Origin of the sequence: Sulfitobacter sp. HGT1 (assembly GCF_013282155.1) — a bacterium.
GTDB lineage: Bacteria > Pseudomonadota > Alphaproteobacteria > Rhodobacterales > Rhodobacteraceae > Sulfitobacter.
Genome location: NZ_BLWI01000008.1, coordinates 577,157 through 592,473, shown reverse-complemented (window position 1 = coordinate 592,473; position 15,317 = coordinate 577,157). Strand labels below are relative to the sequence as shown.

Below are 15,317 nucleotides of genomic sequence, written 5' to 3'. Positions count from 1 at the left end.
GTGGGTGATTCGCTTACGTTCGCTGGAGGAAGTATTAATGGCCGCCAAAGATACCAATGAAGACGCAAAGTCTGACGATCAGGATGCCGGCCACTCGCTGGACATGAGCCAGGCTGCCGTCAAGAAAATGATCGGTGATGCCCGTGAAAAGGGATATATCACCTATGACCAGCTGAACACGGTTTTGCCGCCAGAGCAGGTCAGCTCCGAACAAATCGAAGACGTGATGTCGATGCTGTCGGAGATGGGCATCAACATTATCGAGGACGAAGACGCCGAGGAAGAAGACGCCAAGGGCGGCACCGATGTTGCCACCACAGACAGCAACCGTGATATCACGCTGTCGGCTTCCACCTCGGAAAAGCTGGACCGTACTGACGATCCGGTGCGCATGTACCTGCGTGAAATGGGGTCGGTCGAGCTGCTGAGCCGCGAGGGCGAAATCGCCATCGCCAAGCGCATCGAGGCCGGTCGCAACACCATGATCGCCGGCTTGTGTGAAAGCCCGCTGACATTCCAGGCGATCACCATCTGGCGTGACGAACTTTTGTCCGAAGACATTCTGCTGCGTGACGTGATCGACCTCGAGGCGACCTTTGGCACCCAGATGGGTGAGGAAGAAACCACGCCCGTCGTGCCCGTCGTGCCCGGATCAGAGGCCAAACTATCCGAAGAAAAAAGCGAAGTCGACGCGGACGGCAACCCGATTTCCAGTGATGCCGACGATGATGATGACGAGGACGAACAGGCCAACATGTCGCTGGCCGCAATGGAAGCCGCGCTCAAGCCTCAGGTGCTTGAGGCGTTGGATATCATTGCGAACGACTATGTACGGCTGAGTGAAATTCAGGACAGCCGGATTTCAGCGACCCTGAACGAAGACGGGACATTCTCGAAAAAAGACGAGGAAGAGTACCAGAAGGTGCGGTCCGAGATCGTCTTGCTGGTGAATGAACTGCACCTGCACAACAACCGTATCGAAGCCCTGATCGACCAGCTTTACGGCATCAACCGCCGCATCATGCAGATCGACAGCGCCATGGTGAAGCTCGCTGACCAAGCGCGGATCAACCGCAAGGAATTCGTCGATAACTATCGCGGCTACGAGCTTGATCCGAACTGGATGGAGCGGATGGCCGAGAAATCCGGTCGCGGCTGGCAGATGTTTATCGAACGCTCCTCTGACAAGGTTGACGAGTTGCGCTCTGATATGGCGCAGGTCGGTCAATATGTTGGTCTGGATATCTCTGAATTCCGCCGCATTGTGCAGCAGGTTCAGAAGGGCGAAAAAGAAGCCCGTCAGGCCAAGAAAGAAATGGTCGAAGCAAACCTGCGTCTGGTTATCTCGATCGCGAAAAAATACACCAACCGCGGTCTGCAATTCCTTGATCTTATTCAGGAAGGTAACATCGGTCTGATGAAGGCCGTTGATAAGTTCGAATACCGTCGCGGCTATAAATTCAGCACCTATGCGACGTGGTGGATCCGTCAGGCGATCACGCGGTCGATTGCGGATCAGGCGCGCACCATCCGTATTCCGGTGCACATGATCGAAACGATCAACAAACTGGTCCGTACCGGTCGCCAGATGCTGCATGAAATCGGTCGCGAACCAACCCCCGAGGAATTGGCAGAAAAGCTGCAAATGCCTTTGGAAAAAGTCCGCAAGGTGATGAAGATCGCCAAGGAACCTATTTCGCTGGAAACGCCGATCGGCGACGAAGAAGACAGCCAGCTTGGCGATTTCATCGAGGACAAGAATGCGGTGCTGCCCCTGGACAGCGCCATTCAGGAAAACCTCAAGGAAACCACCACGCGGGTTCTGGCGTCGCTTACCCCGCGCGAGGAACGTGTTTTGCGGATGCGTTTCGGCATCGGCATGAACACCGACCACACGCTGGAAGAAGTCGGCCAGCAGTTCAGCGTTACCCGCGAACGTATCCGCCAGATCGAAGCCAAGGCGCTGCGCAAGCTCAAGCATCCAAGCCGGTCGCGCAAGCTGCGGTCTTTCCTGGACCAGTAAGAAAATCACGAAATGTGGAAAAGGGGGCGGGGTGAATACTCCGCCCTTTGCAGTAAATGATGCAAATGGCGTGGTGCGTTCATAGCACAAAGGGACGCAGACGACGTGAAGCTGCCGAAGAATTTTTCGTAAGCTTAATTGGGATCTGTTTCTCGGCGCTTGTCTATGTCTGGTAGGCGGGACTTAGTGAGCTTTCGCTGCAAGTGCGAGATACCCGACTTAACCGCTCAAAGCAGATACTCCACACTTTCGCCGGATACACCTCGTAAAATTTGCTGGGATTAGCTTAGCTAATAAGCAATTCGATCACGGCATCAGCGCCAGCAGGGCTTGAAATTGCCAGTGCCATTGGCGCGGCTCCTCCAAAATTTGGGTTGGGCTTCTCCAAAAACCGCATGATCTGCGGACCGTTGCCGTGGTGAATTCTGTCGGCAACTACATATGTGCGGGCAAAATCAAAAAGTTTCTGACTGTTAACCGCGCTTAGGGGCAGTTTCTCACTTTTTGCCCGGCGGAAGGACCGATCTGAAATTATGTTCAGCTCCGGTCGAGAAGCCAATACGTCGAAAATCTTCTCTACGGCTGAGACCAGCAGGCCGTTGGCGACCTTGGCATTCAAAGAATCTGTAGTATTAATTTCCTCAGGTAGCCCTAAGAGCTCAGAAACCCGTTCAACCTCTGTTGCGCGTGTGAGTTTATCATTCATTGTCAATCTCCCCTTGGGCGACCAACTGACAGCCATGCTACTGAAACACAACCGGATGAATTTTTTGAGAATTGCCACCAGCGCCTCCCGCACGGGCGGCGAAAGTTGGCGATGGACCTTTCACAACAGGCCGGATCTTCTGTTTTTGTGAAATGCTGCGAGACAGCATTTGGTAAAGAGGGCTCAAACCTGCCGTTCGCCGCGCTTGCACCATTTAATGCAAAGGGCTGGGGTGAATACTCCGCCCCTTTTTTCATGCGCAGGCATTCTGAACAGGTTGAAAAACTTGCCCGACCTGATCTGTGTCAGTCACTCAGCTGTGATTGTGAGATAAGCGATAGGGACCTATCTAAGAGTTTCAGCAACCAAAAGGAGTATTTGGCATGCGTTCTATTCTAGTTGCAGCGGTTTGTGCGACATTGCCCTTTGCGGCCAGCGCCCAGGGGTATCAGGCGATAAACGGTTTGCAGGTCGTCCCGCTCGGTGGATCAAGCTTCGAGGTGATCGAAGGCTTTGGCGAAGGCCCGCGCGGCATCTGGTGTGCTGCTGCCAGCTTTGCCTATGACAGGGCAGGTGCTGCCAGCACATCGCGTATCTATATCAAAACCCCCCGTGGCCCGTCGGTCAGTGGTGTCGGACGCATCGGCGTTGTTTTCACCTTGGACCCCAGTGATCTTCCCTCGCCACCGCGAAAATCCTATTCAGTCAGTGTCGATCAACAAAGCATCGGGCTGAGCGTCTCCCATTCCAGTCAGTTTTGCAAAGACTACATCATCGAATTGAATGATCTGTAGTCCAGCTCAAGGAGCATATGATGAAACGTATTTTTGTAGCGGCACTTCTGGCCGCAGCGGTATCGGGGCCAGCCTTTGCGCAGGCCTATTCTGCCGGCAGCGGGTTGCGCTTTACGCCGATTGAAAACGGTGTGCGCATCGAAGGGGAAACGGGCCATGGCGCGCGCGGAACATGGTGCGGGGCTGCTGAATATATGCAGGCTGAACTGGGTGCCCGCGGCGATCAGGATATCTATGTGAGCGAGCCGCGCCAGCGCGGTTTTGGCAAGTCGAACGCGGTGTCCTTTACCCTTGATCCGACAGGGCTGACCCCGTCTGATGTTTTCATTGTTGGTCCTTCCCTGACCCGCAAGGGGGCACGGCTGTCTGTGAACCACGCCTTGACTTTTTGTGCCGCCCTGCGTCTGCCCAGCCGTTAAGGGGCGGTTGTCTGTCCCGGGTTCCGGGCCTAATCTGGCTGTATGATTACAGAATTCGAGATTTCGACCAAGGGCCAGGGGCTTTATGAATTTACCCGTGATGTTGCCCGTTGGCTGAACGGGCAGCCGGGTGGAGTGCTGACACTGATGGTGCGCCATACTTCTGCATCCTTGTTGATCCAGGAAAACGCCGACCCCGATGTGCAACGTGACCTGTTGGCGTTCTTCAGTCGCGCTGTCCCTCGGGGGGATCATCCGTCGATGTCCTATCTGGCCCATAGGTCAGAGGGGCCGGACGATATGCCAGCCCATATCAAGGCCGCAATGCTGCCGATCAGCCTTTCCATTCCGGTCCAGAACGGGCGAATGATGCTGGGCACTTGGCAGGGCGTCTATCTGTTCGAACACCGCGACGCGCCCCATGTCAGGCGCATCGCGGCACATTTCGCGGCCTCCTAGCCGACAGGCATCAGGTGGATTTCACGGATGGCGGCATGGGCAGGGGCCTCTAGCGCATGCATCACCGCTGCGGCGACATCGTCAGGCTGCAACTTGTCCGGTTTGGCTTCGTCGAAAAACGCTGTGTTCACCATACCGGGGGACACAACCATGCAGCGGCCGCCCCATTCGGCCATCTCATCTGCCAGATTACCTGCAAAACCGTGGATAAAGAATTTCGTCGCCCCATAGATCGACCCTTTGATATGGCGACGCCCTGCTGCCGATCCGGTGACAACATATTGGCCGGTCGTCTTGCGCAGGTGCGGCATCGCGGCATGGGCGGTGTATAGCGCGCCCATCACGTTCAGATCGACCATCGCCTTCCAATCCTCGGGGTCGCCCTTTTCGGTGCCGCCCTGCGCTGCGCCACGGCCCGCGTTGGCAAATACGGCATCCACCTGCCCGAACTTACCCGCCAGAACATCCAGCGCCTCCTTTTGCGCCTCATAGGATGTTGCATCGCCGGGCAGGGCGATCGCCTGCGCGCCGATATCGTCGACCAAGGCGCCCAGCTTGTCCGCGCTGCGGGCAAACAGCCCGACATTCCAGCCCGCCGCCGCAGCCACCTTGGCTGTTGCCGCCCCGATGCCACTGGATGCGCCGGTGATAAATAATGTCTTGGCCATGATATTCTCCTGAATTTCTGTTCCTGTAAGAACTCAACGCGCAGGGTGGCTGTTGGGTTCATGTCACGGTTCATAGCACAACATCTAGCAGCGCATTTCGCCCCTACCCAAAACCTCGCGGGTATCCTATAGTTTTAGCCAAGAGAGCGAATTGCTCCACTATTGAGGCAGATCAGATAATAAAGGGGACCGGCCATGCGCTGCCCGTTTTGCGGAAATATCGATACCCAAGTCAAAGACAGCCGCCCGGCAGAGGATCACGTATCCATCCGCCGCCGCCGTTTTTGCCCGGCCTGCGGTGGCCGTTTTACGACATATGAACGTGTGCAACTGCGCGATCTCGTGGTCATCAAGACCTCTGGCAAACGCGAAGACTTTGACCGCGACAAGCTTGAACGCTCGATCCGTATTTCAATGCAGAAACGCCCGATTGATCCCGAACGGATCGATCAGATGATTTCGGGCATCGTGCGGCGTCTGGAAAGCATGGGCGAAACCGACATCGGTTCCAAACAGATCGGCGAAATCGTGATGGAGGCTTTGGCCCGCATCGACACCGTCGCCTATGTGCGCTTCGCAAGCGTCTACAAGAACTTCCAGGCAGCGGATGATTTCGACAAATTCGTCCAGGAATTGCGCCCAGACGTTCCGCCGGAAGAGTGACGCTCAAAGCCGACACCCGCTTTATGGCGCTTGCCCTGTCTTTGGGCAAACGGGGGGAGGGGGCCGTCTGGCCCAACCCCGCCGTGGGCTGTGTCATTGTCCAGGGCGACCGTATCGTGGGGCGCGGCTGGACCCAGCCGGGGGGCCGCCCCCACGCCGAAACCGAAGCGCTGCGTCAGGCCGGCACAGCGGCCCGTGGTGCGACGGCTTATGTCACGCTTGAACCCTGTGCGCATACCGGCAAAACGCCGCCCTGCGCACAGGCCCTGATTGATGCGCAGGTGGCACGGGTGGTGATCGCCTGCACCGATACCGATCCGCGCGTCAGCGGTCAGGGCATCGCGATGTTGCAAGCCGCCGGTATCACGGTCGAGGTTGGCCAGTCCGAAGGCGAGGCCCGCGCCGATCACATCGGCTTTTTCTCCAAGGTCGACCTTGGCCGCCCGATGGTCACACTGAAACTGGCCAGCAGCTTTGACGGGCGGATTGCAACGGCCACGGGCGAAAGCCAGTGGATCACGGCCGGCCCGGCCCGCCGCTTGGTCCATGCCATGCGCGCGCGCCACGACGCCGTGATGGTGGGCGGCGGCACCGCCCGCAAGGACGACCCCAGCCTGAACATCCGCGACCTCGGCATTGCCCGCCAACCGGCGCGCATCGTGATCAGCAAACATCTGGACCTGCCCCTGGGCGGTAAACTCGCGCAGACGGCAGCACAGATCCCGCTCCTGCTCTGCCACGCCCGCACCGCAGACCCGCAGCTTATCAAGGCTTGGCAAGGCATCGGCGCAACCTTGATCCCCTGCACCACCCGCGCGGGGCAAATCGACCCACATGACCTGCTGCAAAACCTAGGCACCCACGGCCTGACCCGCATCTTCTGCGAGGGGGGCGGCGGCCTTGCCGCGACACTTCTCAGCGCAGGGCTGGTGGACCGGCTCGTGGGCTTTACCGCGGGCGTCACCCTCGGCTCCGACGGGCTCGCGTCCATCGGCCCGCTTGGCATCAGACAGCTCGCAAACGCCCCCCGTTTCACGCTGGCCTCAACCCAGGCAATCGGCCCGGACGTCCTGCACATCTGGAACCGAACCTAACCTTCCCATTCCAAATGGCCAAAAATCCCGGGGGTCCGGGGGCTGGCCCCCGGTCCGTCGCCTGCCATTAGCGCCACACATGCGCTTTACTGGCAAACACGCCTTGCAGCTTGGCCAACAGCCGATTTCCCAAGCCCGGGTGCGGTAAATCACTGTCGCGCAACCGCTCCAAGACCACCTCGACAGGGCAGGCGATGCCGCTGCGCGGGTCAAAATAACGCGGATAATCGATCAATGCGGCGTGCACCAAGCCTTCGATGCTGACATCGCTGCGCCGGCGCGGGGGCACGTCGCCGCGATCCTCCGTCAGACCCCAGCCCGCATAAAACGGCGCACCCAGCGTGACGACCTTGACCCCTCGTACCAAGGCCTCGAACCCCAAAAGCGAAGTCATGGTCCAGACTTCATCGACATGGGCCAGCACGGCGATGGGGTCGGTATGGCTCAAGACAACATCGGCCAGTCCCGTTGCATCCACCGCACCGCTGCGCAGGCCCGCCTCGACGTCGGGGTGGGGCTTATACAGGATCACAGCCTCCGGATTTGCCGCCCGCGCGGCGGCAAGCAGGCCAAGGCTGGTTGATACGCCGTCAGTGCCGGTCTTGATCGACGCGTCATCCTCTACCTGACCGGGCACCAGAATGCGCAGCCCTTCGGGCAATCCGTCCAGTTCCGCCGTGCCACCAAGGTTGTATTTGCTTAACCCGCTGGCGCGCAGCGCCGCGATCAGCCGTTCCGCGCGCCGCTGCTGATCAGGTCGCAGACTGTGCCGGGCCTCGATCCATTTTTCCAGACGGCTGGGCTGGCGCGGGTCATAATAAATTCCCAGATCATCACAGACCAGCGACAGGGGCGGTATCAGATCAGCCCCCAGCCCGCGGGACCGCAAGAATCCGTCTTCGACCCGTATGGCATCTGCGTGACCGATATCGGCCTTGCCCGCCCAGACCATCCAGGGCCTGCCCGCGTTGCGCGCAGCGGCGGGATCGTCCTGGAACACCACAGGGGACCACGCGCCGAAAAACCGTTGCAGGGGGCGGCGTTTCCACATGCGCATGGCAGAGGCAGTCCAGCCCTTGTGATCCTCGCGCCAGGCGCGGGTCTGGGCGGCCAGCGCCTCGATCGCGGTTTCCAGATCGCATAATTGGTCGCGGTGCGGGTCGTACCATTTGGGATAAAGGATCATCGCGGCGGCAAAAAGCTGCGCGCGGGTCAGGGTGCGTTGGCGGCGCTGGACGGGGAATTCATCATCGGTCAGCCCCCAGCCTGCATAGAACGGCTGCCCGAAGACACGGGGTTTATGGCCGGCAAAAATCGCCTCGAAGCCCATTTGCGACGACACGGTGTAAACGCGCACGGCCCCCTCGAACAGCGTCCAGGGGCTGACAGGGGCGGTCAGCAGGGTGATCCGGTCGTTGGTGTCCTCCGGGCCGAAATGGCCGGCGCGATAGCCTTTGGCCGTCTCGGGGTGGGTCTTGATCAGGATGCGGGCACCGGGGTTTTCCTGTTGGGCAAAGACCAGCATTTCCAGAAACCGCGACCGATCCGCGCCAGAGGCCGTGACCGATGCATCGCCACGGGTCTGGTCGATCACCAGCACATAGCCGGGGGCAGGGGCGGGCTGGCCGGTTTCGAACCCTGTGTATTTGGTCAGATCGGCCTCGATCATGCGGGCGATGCAGCCGCGTGCGCGGTTCAACAGCGCGGTGTCGTCCAGCGGGTGCGTGGCCAGCAAGGTTTCCAGATCAGAGGGGCGGGAGGGGTCGAAATGCGCGGCTTTGTGGTCAATCAGTAGCCCCAGCGGCGGCTCGCCCGCGCGGCCGGGGAAAAGCGACCGCAGCAATGCGTCCTCAATCCGCACCACGGGCACGTCGCGTTTGGCGGCAATGGTCAAACCGCGATGGGCGGTGGGTGAATTGCCCCAGACAGCGATGGCATCGCCTGCGCGGCGCGGCAGGCCAAGATGGAGGGAATGCCCCGACAGCTGCAAGATGCGGCGCAGGCGCTTTTGCGTCAGAAAACCGCCGTTATACACGAAAAGCCGCCGGTCCTTTTCAGGGCCGGCGGCGGGGGTGTCGTATATCTCGGGCCCTAGAGCCATTTTTGCGGTCAGTTGCCCGAGGCAAGAGAGCTCAGTCCGTTGAGCGAGCTTGCCGAGCCTGTGATCGACGAGATGACCTTGCTCCATTGGGTGAACGGCGCTTCGGTGACGTACAGTGTGTCGCCGTCGCGGATCACGAAATCACGGGCCATGAACATGCCGTTGGGTTTGGTCAGGTCCAGCACATAGACCAGACGCTGAGCACCTTGCAGATCGTTGCGGCCCAGAACCAGTTCCGCGACTTCTTGTGCTTCGTTGCGGAAGACGAAAACCCCTGTGGGGTCGGCTGAACCCGCATTCAGACCACCAACCTGGGCAAGGCCTTCGAGGGCGGACAGGTTTTGCGATTCAAACGGTACTTTTTGCTGGGACCCTGTGGCACCCATTGCGGTGAAGGACCGTGTGTCTTCTTCGACCAGAATACGGTCGCCGCCGCGCAGGGCGATGTCCAGTTCGGGGTGGTCATAGAGGTCTTCGAACCAGATCTGCCCACGCTCGGTGCCGCGCAAGACAGTGATCTGCGCGATTTCCGGCGTGATCGACACACCGCCGGCACGGGCCAGCATCGTCGACAAGGTGCGCGTGGGGCGCTCGATCGCATAGACGCCTTGGGACCCGACAGACCCGATCAGCGATACGGTGGCACCGTCGCCTGCAACGCGGCGCACCTGCACCTGCGGATCGGGTGTTTGTTCGGACAGCCGTTCGGTGATGATGCGGCGTATTGCTTCGGGTGAATTGCCCGCGGCCCTGATGCGTCCGGCATAGGGCACAAAGATAAAGCCAGCGCCGTCAACCTGGACTTCTTCCAGTTGGGTGGCGTTGGTTGCCTCGTTGGCCAGCAGGCCGTCATCGACGTTTTCCCAGATCGTCAGACCCAAGGTATCGCCCGCGCTGATCGTGTCAGAGCCAAGCTGACCTGCGTTGATAAAGGATTGGCTGAACCCCAAGGCGGGGGTCACGGCGGTTGCTCGGGACACGCGGTCATTGACCTCGACGATGAAAGCATCCCCTTCGCGCTGCACCGAGCCCGAGTAAATCTGGCGTTTGTTCGGCCCCACCTGTGGCAAGCCACATGATGAAATGACGGCCACAGCCGCAAGAACTGCGATGGGACGCGCCCACCGGAAAGGTACGGATTTCACTGCCCGGTCTCCTCGACCTATTCAAACTCTGCCTCGAATTCGCCGATTGTTTCGACGTAATTCCCGCCACGCTATCGTAGTTCTGATCGAAAAGCTACTGTTTGGAAGGGATCGGCCTAGGTTACCGCGCGCAACTGTTGCCGTGGTGCCGCGGTGCCCTGTTCGAGCGCGTCATAGGGATCTTCGGCGGCCAGCATCATATCAACCACCTGACGCATCAATTGTGTGCGCCCGCGCGCGGCATAGAACCCGCCGGGCAGTTGCGATGTTTCCAGCAAATACCGGCGATAGTCCTTGTAGGCCTTGTTGTCGGGGCGGGCGGCGGCGGCAAAGAATTCGGCCAGCGGCTGGTCGGACACGAATTCGGGTTTGGCATAGACCGCGCGGCCAAACACCTTGAGCGGAATGCCGCGCCACAGCACTTGTTGGCCTGCGGTGGAATTCACTGTGACCGCCGTGCGCGCATCGTTCAAGAGCTGCGCCAGCTTGCCGCCGCGCACGTAATGCACCCGGTCGGATACGCCCAGTTCCTTGGCGATGCGTCTGATGTCGCGGCGCACGGGAACACGGCCATCTTCCAAAGGGTGTGCCTTGACCACCAGATGGTGATGGCGCGGCGCACCTTTGGCAAAGCCTTCAAGCACCACACGCAGGAAATCCGACATGGTCTCGAACGGGGAATGTTCCTGAAACGAGCTGTCATGTTCCAGCTGCAACAGCGCCAGATGATAGGGAAAGCCCCCCAAACGGATGCGCAAGGTGGCGAACAACCGGTCCAGTGCCAGCGCGGGCATCAGCAGCAGACGTTTGACGTAAAGGCCGAATTCCTTGGTGACCGGGATGCTGCGGTGGGGGCGGAAATTGCGGTAATGACCGTTCAGGAACATGACGAACCAATGATACAGCGCCCCATAGAACACATGCTGGCGCATGTCGCCCCAATGGCCGGGCGGCAAAGGGGCCTCCATATCGGAATTGGCCAGCGCCAGTTGCATCTGTTCGATGCTCATGTTCATCAGGCGCGAATTTCCGTTCGACCCGCCCCGCTCGTAGGTGACCCAATAGGGCCGCATATAGCCTTCCTCGAAGACATGCACCGTCAGGCCGCGTGCCTTGGCCTCGGTGACGGCCTGCGCGTGGATGGGGCGCGTGTCGCCATACAACACAATATCAGTGACACCCTTTTCAGCAAGCAGTGCAACGAATGTGTCTTTCCAGGTGTCGGCGTGACCGCGAAAGGGGATGTAGCTGGACGGATGAAACCAGAATGCGCGATCACCTGCGTTAAAGCCCACGCGCCACACATCAGCCCCGGCGCGGCGCAGCATCTTGCCCAATTTGTTAAAGAAGGGGCCATGCGGTCCTTGCAGAAACAAAAAGACCCGTTGGGGAGCGGAGGCGGAATTCATGTCTGGCATTCAGTTCATTTTGGTCAACGCGGAAGCAATCATGCGATCCGGGCTAAAGTGTGGCGTGGGTGCGGACTTGTCATGGTCGGGGCGGCGGTCTAATTCGTTGGGGGATACATGAAAGGGCTGCGGATGTTTACAGGAATTATCACAGACATTGGAAAGATCGCAACGCTTGCACAAGAAGGTGACCTGCGGGCGCGGATCGAGACCGGATATGACACCAGCCGGATCGACATGGGCGCGTCCATAGCCAGTGACGGGGTGTGCCTGACGGTGGTTGATCTGGGCCCAAACTGGTACGAAGTGCAGATCAGCGCCGAAACGGTCGAGAAAACCAACCTTGGCGATTGGAAACCGGGCAAACGCCTGAACCTCGAGCGCGCGCTCAAGGTCGGGGACGAGCTGGGCGGGCATATCGTGTCGGGCCATGTGGACGGCGTGGCCGAGGTGATCGCCATGCGCGACGAGGGCGACAGCACCCGCGTGACCCTGCGCGCGCCGCGTGATCTGGCGCGGTTCATCGCGCCCAAAGGATCGGTTGCGTTGAATGGCACATCCCTGACCGTGAACGAGGTCAACGGCTGCGATTTCGGCATCAACTTTATCCCCCATACCAAGGAAGTGACCACATGGGGCGATGTGGCCGTGGGCGACCGCATCAACCTCGAGATTGACACGCTGGCGCGGTATGTCGCGCGTCTGGCGGAAATGTCATGACGGCGGGTATCGGACATAACCAAGGCCCCAGCATGGAGCCCGGTCACACATGGCGGACGTTCCAGTGGCAAAAGGCGCGCGAGGCCGCGATGCCAAACACGATCCCGCTGATGGTGGTCAAGATGCGCGTCAAACGGGCGCGCGAGCTGGGGTTGGATTACAAGGCCTATGCCGCGATCCGGCAGGCCACGGGCCGCGATATTCTGGCGCTGCTGTTTTCAAACAATGCCCTGCGGGTGGTGCGCGCAGATGCGCCGCAAATGCCCGTGCGTCAGGCCGAGGTGCTGAATGCCGTGCAAGGCGCGCAAAAACTGGCGCTGGTGCACCGGCCGTTGGACCCTGCTGTGATCGGCGCGGCAAACCCCGTTCTGGACTTTGCCGGCGCGGCCCCGACATTCACCGACAGCTGGTCCGACATGCGCGACCATCTGGCCGGTGCCGTGCAGGGCCGCAAGCTGGTGGGCGATCAGGTCTTGATCATCGGCGATACCGCGATGGAGCGGGATTGGTCGGCTGCAAGTCGGGCTGCGGGCTATCTTGAAGCGGGGCGGTATTTCGGGGCAGGGGCCTAACGCAGGCGTGTGCGCGCAAATGACGTTGCGGGATTGAGTTTATTTGGCAAAATGAAACAGGGGCGTGGGTGTGCGTGCTCTGGCAAACTGGGTGATGGTGGGATATGTGCCAGATCACCTGATACAAGAGGAACGCCCTATGCAATTTGAAACGCCCGGCCCGGTTGAAGCTGAATTGGCATCGGCAATTTCCCCCATCGAAGACATCATCGAAGAGGCCCGTCAGGGGCGCATGTTTGTCTTGGTGGATCACGAGGACCGCGAGAACGAGGGCGATCTGGTGATCCCTGCGCAATTTGCCGATGCGGCCGCCATCAACTTTATGGCCACCCACGGGCGCGGATTGATCTGTTTGCCAATGACCGAACAGCGGATTGCCAAGCTGGGTCTGCCGATGATGGCGGTCAACAATTCGGCCCGGCATGAAACCGCGTTCACAGTGTCGATCGAAGCCCGCGAAGGGGTGACGACCGGTATTTCCGCCGCCGACCGTGCGCTGACCGTTCAGGTGGCGATTGACGAAGACATGGGCCAGGCGGATATCGCCACACCGGGTCACGTGTTCCCTCTGCGGGCGCGCGATGGCGGCGTGCTGGTACGTGCAGGCCATACCGAAGCAGCGGTTGATATTTCGCGCCTTGCCGGGCTGCACCCGTCGGGGGTGATCTGCGAGATCATGAAGGAAGACGGCACCATGGCGCGGCTACCCGATCTGGTGGCCTTTTGCCAAGAGCATGACATGAAGATCGGCACGATCAGCGATCTGATCGCCTATCGTCACAAGCACGACAACCTGTTGGTCGAGCGCACCAGCCGCATGGTGAGTTCTGCCTATGGTGGCGACTGGAAGATGCAGATCTTTACCGACGAGATCAGCGGCACCGACCATGTGGTGCTGTCCAAGGGCGATCTGACAACGGATGCCCCGGTTTTGGTGCGCACCCACGCCATCAACGCGCTCGAAGACATTCTGGGCCTTGGTCCCAGCCCCGCAGATGAATTGCCCCGCGCCATGCAGATTATCGCGGACGAGGGGCGCGGTGCCGTGCTGCTGTTCCGCGATCCCGATCCGCGCCTGCGGTTCGAGGACGAGGAAGACGAGCGCCCGCGCACCATCAAACGCACGGGTCTTGGCTCGCAAATCATGGCGACGCTTGGCCTGCACGAGCTGGTTTTGCTGACGGACAACCCCGATACGCGCTATCTGGGTCTGGACGCTTACGGCCTTAGCATTGTGGGCACGCGCCCCATCACAACGGAGTAACCGCAATGGCTGCTACACATCACACCACATTGGTCACGCCGCATTTCGACAAGCCCGTTAAGGTTTTGATCGTCCTGTCGCCCTATTATTCCGACATCGCGGACGGGTTGCTAAAAGGGGCGAAGGCCGAATTGGAAGCTGCTGGCGTTGAATGGGACGTGGTTGAAATGCCCGGCGCGTTGGAAATTCCGACCGCCATCGGCATTTCGGACCGCAAAAGCAACTTTGACGGCTATGTTGCCTTGGGCTGCGTTATCCGCGGCGAAACAACCCATTACGAGACCGTGTGCAACGACAGCAGCCGCGCGCTGCAACTGCTGGGCTTGCAGGGCCTGTGCATCGGCAACGGCATCCTGACCGTGGAAAATCATGAACAGGCGGCGGTGCGTGCCGATCCTGCCGGGCAGAACAAGGGGGGCGGCGCTGCTGCTGCGGCCTTGCATCTGATCGCACTCGCCCGTAAGTGGGGCGAAATTCGCAAAGACATCGGTTTCAAGCCGCGATCAGAAGAGATTCTGATGGCGGGCGACAATGACGGACCCACAACAGCATGACACCTTCGGCCGGCCTTTCGGGCAATCAAAAACGCAAGATGAAATCAGCCTCGCGGCTTTACGCGGTGCAGGCGCTGTTCCAGATGGAACATTCATCGCAAAGCTATGACACCGTGAAGGTAGAGTTCCTGAACCACCGTTTCGGGGCGACCTATGATGGCGAGGAAATGATTGATGGCGATATCAGCCATTTTGCCCATGTTCTTGAAACGGCTGTGAATTATCAGGCAGCAATTGACCAGATGACCGACCGCGCTTTGGTTGCGAAATGGCCGATTGCCCGGATCGACCCGACCTTGCGGGCCCTGTTCCGCGCGGCTGGGGCCGAATTACGCGACGCAGGCACACCCCCAAAAGTCGTGATCACCGAATACGTCGATGTGGCGCGCGCGTTTTTTGAAGGCAGCGACGAGCCCAAGTTCGTGAACGCGGTTCTCGACCACATGGCCCGCGAATCCCGTCCCGAAGCATTCTAAACTAAATTTCGTGAAATCAGGGGCAGGCGCTAGCTTTCTGGCGCGTGCTCAGGCGTAGGCGCTCGTTTTTCTGGCGCTTGCATAGTGTGACGGAACCACCACTGCCGTACCGTTGTATATTCCCGAGGACCTGTATGTACAGGTGGGCGCCAGGTAAAAGAACCAGGGTTCGAACAGAGCCAGCTCCCTCGGATTTGCTTAAGGCCACTGGAATGTAACTTTTACAAACAGGGCAGAACCGTCACCCTCA

16 protein-coding genes and 1 other RNA gene are annotated in these 15,317 nt (G+C 59.6%); 11 read left to right on the top strand and 6 right to left on the bottom strand.

The features are described 5' to 3' along the window. Nucleotides 1-37: 37 nt before the first annotated feature. Nucleotides 38-2,023 (top strand): RNA polymerase sigma factor RpoD, encoded by a 1,986-nt coding sequence (gene rpoD, locus HGT1_RS09075; RefSeq protein ID WP_176249592.1) that lies wholly within the window; start codon nt 38-40, stop codon nt 2,021-2,023. Nucleotides 2,024-2,309: 286 nt separating this feature from the next. Here the strand turns inward: rpoD and HGT1_RS09070 are convergent, their stop codons facing one another. Continuing rightward, a complete protein-coding gene (locus HGT1_RS09070; protein WP_176249591.1) occupies nt 2,310-2,729 on the bottom strand; it encodes an antitoxin Xre/MbcA/ParS toxin-binding domain-containing protein in 420 nt (139 codons plus the stop codon). A 383-nt stretch (nt 2,730-3,112) separates the two neighbouring features. On the opposite strand from HGT1_RS09070, the gene HGT1_RS09065 reads away from it, so the two are divergent. Genes HGT1_RS09065 through HGT1_RS09055 form a run of 3 tightly spaced genes read left to right on the top strand, consistent with a single transcriptional unit; the run spans nt 3,113 to nt 4,401 of the window. Next, nucleotides 3,113-3,523 (top strand): hypothetical protein, encoded by a 411-nt coding sequence (locus HGT1_RS09065; protein ID WP_176249590.1) that lies wholly within the window; start codon nt 3,113-3,115, stop codon nt 3,521-3,523. Nucleotides 3,524-3,543: 20 nt separating this feature from the next. Beyond that, the gene (locus HGT1_RS09060) at nt 3,544-3,942 is read left to right on the top strand and encodes a hypothetical protein (RefSeq protein WP_176249589.1); all 399 of its coding nucleotides are present in this window, start codon (nt 3,544-3,546) and stop codon (nt 3,940-3,942) included. 42 nt (nt 3,943-3,984) lie between these two features. After that, a complete protein-coding gene (locus tag HGT1_RS09055) occupies nt 3,985-4,401 on the top strand; it encodes a secondary thiamine-phosphate synthase enzyme YjbQ (protein WP_176249588.1) in 417 nt (138 codons plus the stop codon). Here the strand turns inward: HGT1_RS09055 and HGT1_RS09050 are convergent. Then, a complete protein-coding gene (locus HGT1_RS09050; RefSeq protein ID WP_176249587.1) occupies nt 4,398-5,069 on the bottom strand; it encodes an SDR family oxidoreductase in 672 nt (223 codons plus the stop codon). The two genes, HGT1_RS09055 and HGT1_RS09050, sit on opposite strands and share 4 nt — an antisense overlap. 195 nt (nt 5,070-5,264) lie before the next feature. On the opposite strand from HGT1_RS09050, the gene nrdR reads away from it, so the two are divergent. After that, nucleotides 5,265-5,732 carry a transcriptional regulator NrdR gene (gene nrdR / locus HGT1_RS09045; RefSeq protein WP_176249586.1) on the top strand — a complete coding sequence of 156 codons (468 nt, stop codon included), beginning with the start codon at nt 5,265-5,267 and terminating at the stop codon, nt 5,730-5,732. After that, nucleotides 5,729-6,826: a bifunctional diaminohydroxyphosphoribosylaminopyrimidine deaminase/5-amino-6-(5-phosphoribosylamino)uracil reductase RibD gene (gene ribD, locus HGT1_RS09040; protein WP_255200151.1), complete on the top strand. Its 1,098-nt coding sequence runs from the start codon at nt 5,729-5,731 to the stop codon at nt 6,824-6,826. Before nrdR ends, ribD begins: the two co-directional genes overlap by 4 nt. Before the next feature lie 67 nt (nt 6,827-6,893). On the opposite strand, the gene HGT1_RS09035 is transcribed toward ribD, so the two are convergent. The 3 genes from HGT1_RS09035 to HGT1_RS09025 all read right to left on the bottom strand — a co-directional run bounded on the left by HGT1_RS09035 (nt 6,894) and on the right by HGT1_RS09025 (nt 11,481). Then, nucleotides 6,894-8,927 carry a capsular polysaccharide biosynthesis protein gene (locus HGT1_RS09035; protein ID WP_176249585.1) on the bottom strand — a complete coding sequence of 678 codons (2,034 nt, stop codon included), beginning with the start codon at nt 8,925-8,927 and terminating at the stop codon, nt 6,894-6,896. A gap of 8 nt (nt 8,928-8,935) precedes the next feature. Next, the gene (locus tag HGT1_RS09030) at nt 8,936-10,072 is read right to left on the bottom strand and encodes a polysaccharide biosynthesis/export family protein (protein WP_176249584.1); all 1,137 of its coding nucleotides are present in this window, start codon (nt 10,070-10,072) and stop codon (nt 8,936-8,938) included. Nucleotides 10,073-10,188: 116 nt separating this feature from the next. Then, on the bottom strand, nt 10,189-11,481 hold the full coding sequence (locus tag HGT1_RS09025; protein ID WP_176249583.1) for a capsule biosynthesis protein: 1,293 nt from the start codon (nt 11,479-11,481) through the stop codon (nt 10,189-10,191). A 132-nt stretch (nt 11,482-11,613) separates the two neighbouring features. Between HGT1_RS09025 and HGT1_RS09020 the strand changes: the two genes are divergently transcribed. The 5 genes from HGT1_RS09020 (at nt 11,614) to nusB (ending at nt 15,067) form a co-directional block, all read left to right on the top strand. Next, on the top strand, nt 11,614-12,201 hold the full coding sequence (locus HGT1_RS09020; protein WP_176249582.1) for a riboflavin synthase: 588 nt from the start codon (nt 11,614-11,616) through the stop codon (nt 12,199-12,201). After that, nucleotides 12,198-12,773, top strand: a complete 576-nt coding sequence (locus tag HGT1_RS09015) for a hypothetical protein (protein ID WP_176249581.1) — start codon at nt 12,198-12,200, stop codon at nt 12,771-12,773. Before HGT1_RS09020 ends, HGT1_RS09015 begins: the two co-directional genes overlap by 4 nt. Nucleotides 12,774-12,912: 139 nt before the next feature. Continuing rightward, nucleotides 12,913-14,037 (top strand): 3,4-dihydroxy-2-butanone-4-phosphate synthase, encoded by a 1,125-nt coding sequence (gene ribB, locus HGT1_RS09010; RefSeq protein WP_176249580.1) that lies wholly within the window; start codon nt 12,913-12,915, stop codon nt 14,035-14,037. Nucleotides 14,038-14,042: 5 nt separating this feature from the next. Further along, nucleotides 14,043-14,591, top strand: a complete 549-nt coding sequence (locus HGT1_RS09005; RefSeq protein ID WP_176249579.1) for a 6,7-dimethyl-8-ribityllumazine synthase — start codon at nt 14,043-14,045, stop codon at nt 14,589-14,591. Further along, on the top strand, nt 14,588-15,067 hold the full coding sequence (gene nusB / locus HGT1_RS09000) for a transcription antitermination factor NusB (protein ID WP_176249578.1): 480 nt from the start codon (nt 14,588-14,590) through the stop codon (nt 15,065-15,067). Before HGT1_RS09005 ends, nusB begins: the two co-directional genes overlap by 4 nt. An 88-nt stretch (nt 15,068-15,155) precedes the next feature. Here the strand turns inward: nusB and ssrS are convergent. Continuing rightward, nucleotides 15,156-15,309: non-coding RNA, 6S RNA (ssrS, locus tag HGT1_RS08995), on the bottom strand. Nucleotides 15,310-15,317: the final 8 nt, after the last annotated feature.